Here is a 5082-nt window from a genome sequence, read left to right as displayed (position 1 = left end):
AATGAGAGATCCGTCGCCTGGGGGCCGCTTGTCGTCGGCGATATCCGGGATCGGGATGCACTGCGGCGGGCGATGGAAACGCACCGGCCGACGGCCGTGATCCATTTTGCTGCGCTGGCCTATGTCGGAGAGTCCGTTCGCGAGCCGGCCGAATATTATTCGACCAATGTGACAGGCACCATCGCGGTGCTCGATGCCGCACGCGCGAGTTCGATCGAAAACATCATCTTCTCCAGCAGCTGTGCGACCTACGGCGTGCCGGAGGCGTTGCCGGTTCGCGAGACCTCCTCGCAAAATCCGATCAGCCCCTATGGGCGCACCAAGCTGATCGGCGAACAGATCATCGGCGACTATGCGTCCGCGTACGGAATGAAATTTGCGATCCTGCGCTATTTCAATGCTTGTGGCGCCGATCCCGATGGCGAGCTCGGTGAGTGGCATTCGCCGGAAACCCATCTGGTTCCCAGAGTGCTCATGGCCGCATCGGGCATCATCGACGCGATCGAGGTTTTCGGCACCGACTACGACACGTCGGACGGCACTTGCGTAAGGGATTATATCCACGTCACCGATCTGGCCCGCGCCCACCTGAAAGCGCTCATGCATCTCGAGGGTGGCGGGCGAAGCCTTGCGGTCAATCTCGGCACAGGGCGAGGCGTCTCCATCAAGGAGATTGTCAAGGCGGTCGGCCGAATGACGTCGAGGCCGGTTCCGGCAGTGTTCAGGAGCCGACGCCCCGGAGATCCGGCGGAGCTCTACGCCGACCCGGGAAGCGCACGCGAACATCTTGGCTTTGTGCCGGAGCTTTCAGACATCGATACGATTGTCAGGACGGCCGCTCCCTTTTTCGGACTGAAGACCAGGCCCATGAAACTGCCGCCAGTGAGGGCGGCAGCGCCGGTCGTCGCCCGACGGGTCAGAGATAGCGGGGGTGACAGCTCGCGCGCTGGCCAAATCCGCTAGGGCTGCAGATATAAGGCGAGCCGCCCGAGAACGTGCTGCCATCGCCCGGATTGAACGAGATGTTCACCGGCGCCGGCGTGCTGGCTTTGATCCGTTGCGGCGGTGCAAAGGCGTAGGCACTTTCGGTCCCTATTGTGCTTGTCATCTGGATCGGAAGGTCGGCCCGGAGCGAGCGCACGAGAAATCTGGCCTGCACGGGCTGGACCGCGGGCTGACTGCGGACCGGGTGGACGATGGGCCTGATAAGGACCGAACCGGTTTCAGTTGCGTCCATACCTTGACAACCTGCAACCATAGAGCTCAGCGCCACAGCCGCGGCAATAGATACGACATTCTTGCTTGAGCGAAATACGCTCGCGGAATTTCTCATCCTCTGTCCCTTGCTATCAAGTATAAGCCAGGGGCGCATTGCGACATACTATACTTGGGCCGCTTCCACGCCGCATGAGTGACCACTCGCACATCACACGTTATATTAGATATCACTAATTATTAAATTTCATCAAAACCGTATGGCAGGCCATCGTCTTGTCGTCCGGGTGATGCAATTGAATGCGATTAAATGCGATCGGCGCGCCGATCGCGCCTGCCGAGCCACTCAACTATAAGCGATTCGCGGGTTCCACGACAGGCGCACGGGAAGAACAGCCAGGCCATCTCAGCGCGGCCGGAAGCGCGGCCTACTTTTTGGCATCGACCAGCTTGCGGGTCACTTCGAACTGCGCGCCCTTGGTGTCGCCTGCTTCGAACTTCTTGTATTCGTCGGAAGGATCCTCGGGAGATCGCTTGAAACCGTACCATTCCCCGTCCGGATCCTTGCGTTGCTCGATATTCCGGCCCTGAATGCGGTGGCTGTAGCAGGTGCGGTGCTGCTCGCCGGTGTAACCTTTCGATCGCCAGGCGAGCTCCATGCACATCTTGCCGTCCTTGGTCACCAGCCATCTGCCCTCCGCGACAGACGTGGTGTCCTGCCCGGACGTCCAGGCCTGGAGACGTCGATTGTCCTGCGCGAAAAAGGCCGCGCCGTTTTTCCATATCCATGTGCGGTCGGCATAAAGAAGCTGCAGCTCGTAGGCAGTTGGAGCCGGTGCGATGACCGTTCCCGCTGGTCTGCCGTCTTTGGCGGCAGCCGCATGCGCCGTTCCCGAAAGCGCCGTCTGGCCGCAGAGGGCCAGGAGAAACATGAGTTGCATACAAGTTGCGAACCGACAATGTTTGCGTCGACGGTCGACACCATGCGGTGGCAATCCGGTCAGAGCTGTCAGTACAATTGGCGTTCGCATGCCCGTTTTGCCCAAGGTAGCACTATCATCGCTCTGACAGCCGTATGAACTATTTAACAGTCGCGAGAACGGTGATGTCAACCTTTGCGAGCGGACGGACAACAACCGTTCCAGATGTGCGCATCCCGCTGTCGTCAAAATTAAGAAATGTGTCATATGCTCTGCCCAACTCTGACAATCGCACTCAAAAGCAACATCCGCAGACGTGAGGGAGGACGCGGTTTCAAATGGCGGGCGACCCGGAATTGAACCAGGCTGAAGGTCAGCAATACCGGCAGCAGTCGACCGTCCGGGAAACGACTGCTCGCAACACCGTGAGCCCCAACATGGCGATCTTGCTGGGGATACTGTTCATTGCGATCCTGTTCAGGTTCCACAACATAACCTTGCCGCTGGTCGATGCCTTCAGCTGGCGCGAAACAAGTACCGCGATGATGGCCGACAATTTCCAGCAGCGCAGCTGGAACATCTTCTTCCCCGAGGTCAGCTGGACCGGGCCCGGGCCAAGCTATCAGGGCCGCGAGTTCCAGATCGTCAGCTATCTGACCGCCATACTCTACCAACTCTTTGGCTGGCACGACTGGTTCGGCCGCATGATTGCGGCCCTTTTCGGCTTGGTGACGGTGTTTTCACTGCACAGACTAACGGCGCTATGCTGGGGCGAGACGCACGCCCACGCCGCGGCACTTGCCTATGCGCTGATGCCGGCGGCGATCATGATCGACAGCTCGTTCCTTCCCGACCCCTCGATGCTGGCTCTGGTAACCTTGGGCGTCTGGCTTTTCACGAAATACTGGACGGGAGGCAGCGCGTGGCTGCTCCCCTTCGCCACAGCCAGCTTTTCCCTCGGTGTGCTTGCAAAACCACCGGGTTTGGCTGCTGGAGGCGTCATATTCTATCTGATGGTTTGCTGGCTTTTGCAAAATCGGCGAAAGCATGCGGCCAAAGTATTCATAAGCGGACTGGTCAGCCTGTTCGTCATCGGCGCCTACTACAGCTGGGCCATTTATCTCGGGCGAACCTATCCGCCCTTTCATGTCGCGGGCAGCGGATACATCTGGGATTCTGGATTCTGGACGTTTTTCAACAACGATTTCTATTTCAAATCTGTTTGGAACACGTCGGTCTGGTGGTTTTATGGCTATCCGTTCATGATTTTGATGGCGGTCGGATTCTGGATGCCGCCCCAGCCAGTCGCGGAATCGAAAGAACGCGCTCTTTCGGCCATACCTTTCATATGGCTTGCAGCGGCCTCTGTTGTTTATCTCGCTGCGGCACGTGAGATCACGACCAATCCATGGAACTATCATATATTCCATGTGCCATTTGCGATGTTTTGCGGCCGTGGCGCGGTCGTCCTGGCGACGCTTGGAGCCAAAACCGTTTCGTCTCCTGGGGTAATTCTGCGGTCGATTTGCATCGCGGCCGCTATGCTTGTCTGGTCGACTTTTCCCCTCGTCCGGACGATGAAGGCGCCCTTCGCCATGAATGGAAAGTTGCTTGGCGACGAGCTGGCGCGCAGGGCCCAACCTGGCGATCTTGTCGTGGCCATCGCTCCGGAGGTGGGAGATCCCGTCGCAGTCTATTACAGCAGGGCGCGCGGGTGGGTGTTTCCGCCTGGTGGCGGCGACGTGGAGTGGTCCAGGTTCGTCGAGGACGATGCCATCGCGATAGCACAGCTTGAGGAACTTCGCACGCAAGGCGCGGATTGGTTCGGCGTGGCAAAGGATGCCGAAGACAGTCAGAAACGGCCGTTCATCGAGCATCATGACGGGGTGATCGACTATCTCAACAAGATCGGGACCAAGCGGCTGGATTCGGACAACCTCCTGATTTATGAAATCAGCCGGCCTTGATCTGGTCAGGCCGTTGGGCTTATGGGCTGGGGATCAGGCAAACGTTGGAAATCCGGCGACGGTCAGCGACCTTGCCGACCCGCCCTCGCCTGCCCAACGCAGCAAGCTAAGCGAGACAAGCCGGCCAGCAAGCTCAAATATCTCTACGGCTGGCGGAATTCGACGGTTGCGACCGGAGGAATTGTTGAAACGAGCGATTTCGATCATTGTGACGCTGGCCCTGCTGGCCTGGCTCGCCAGCGACTCGCGCTGGCGCATGGTCGGCGACGCCTTTGCCCGCATCACGCCCGGCACCTTCGCCGTGGCGACGATCGCGTTCTTCGCCACCTATGTCTTGCGTGCGCTGCGCGTCTGCGACGAGTTCCGCGACGAGGTGCATGGCCGCTTCGGCGCCTGCCTGCGCGTCATTCTGATCCACAATGCGATGATCAACGTCGTGCCCTTTCGCGGCGGCGAGACGGCCTTTCCCCTGCTCCTGCGCCAGGTCTTCGGCATACCGATCATGCGCGCCAGCGCCTCACTGCTGTGGTTCAGGCTGCAGGACGCCTTCGTCGTCGGCGTGCTGGCCCTGGCTGTATGGCCGGGCCTGCATCCGGCGATTAGGATTGCGGGCGGGGCCGTCTTGATCACCGCCGCCTGGTACCTGCCGCGCTGGGCGCGTGCGCCGCATGACTGGGCCGGCCGCGGCAAGATCGTGGCGAAGCTCGGCAAGCTCCGAGATGTGTTCACCGAAGCAACCGGACGCTCGCGCTATGGCTGGTGGTGGACGATCGCGAACTGGTCGCTGAAGCTCACTGTGCAGGGATGGTTGTTGGCAATGCTGCTGGGGACATCCTTTTCGACCGCCTTTCCAGGCGTCGTTGGGGCCGAAGGAGCCGCCATACTGCCGGTGCAAGGCGTCGCCGGCTTCGGCACCTATGAAGCGGGAGCAGCGGCGGCGCTGCTCACCTCCGGAATCACGATGAAGAATGGCTTGCAGG

The 5082-nt window shown here is 59.9% G+C and carries 4 protein-coding genes; 3 read left to right on the top strand and 1 reads right to left on the bottom strand.

Annotation, left to right across the window (positions count from 1 at the left end; all coding sequences use genetic code 11):
- Positions 1-963: UDP-glucose 4-epimerase GalE (gene galE, locus EN925_RS22920; RefSeq protein WP_128336947.1), on the top strand; the 963-nt coding region annotated here is incomplete at its 5' end.
- A gap of 680 nt (positions 964-1643) precedes the next feature.
- On the opposite strand, the gene EN925_RS22910 is transcribed toward galE, so the two are convergent.
- A complete protein-coding gene (locus tag EN925_RS22910; RefSeq protein ID WP_245460891.1) occupies positions 1644-2261 on the bottom strand; it encodes a DUF995 domain-containing protein in 618 nt (205 codons plus the stop codon).
- 212 nt (positions 2262-2473) lie between these two features.
- Here EN925_RS22910 and EN925_RS22905 point away from each other — a divergent pair, with 212 nt between their 5' ends.
- Both EN925_RS22905 and EN925_RS22900 read left to right on the top strand, forming a co-directional pair.
- Positions 2474-4102, top strand: coding sequence for a glycosyltransferase family 39 protein (locus EN925_RS22905; RefSeq protein WP_127368185.1), 1629 nt, complete (start codon positions 2474-2476; stop codon positions 4100-4102).
- Positions 4103-4286: 184 nt separating this feature from the next.
- A partial coding sequence (locus EN925_RS22900) for a lysylphosphatidylglycerol synthase domain-containing protein (RefSeq protein ID WP_128336945.1) occupies positions 4287-5082 on the top strand: 796 nt, incomplete at its 3' end.

The sequence above is a fragment of the Mesorhizobium sp. M7A.F.Ca.US.006.04.2.1 genome (assembly GCF_004022915.1).
GTDB classification, from domain to species: domain Bacteria; phylum Pseudomonadota; class Alphaproteobacteria; order Rhizobiales; family Rhizobiaceae; genus Mesorhizobium; species Mesorhizobium ciceri.
The sequence above is the reverse complement of the archived record's forward strand: the minus strand, read 5'-3'. Positions and strand labels throughout refer to the sequence as shown.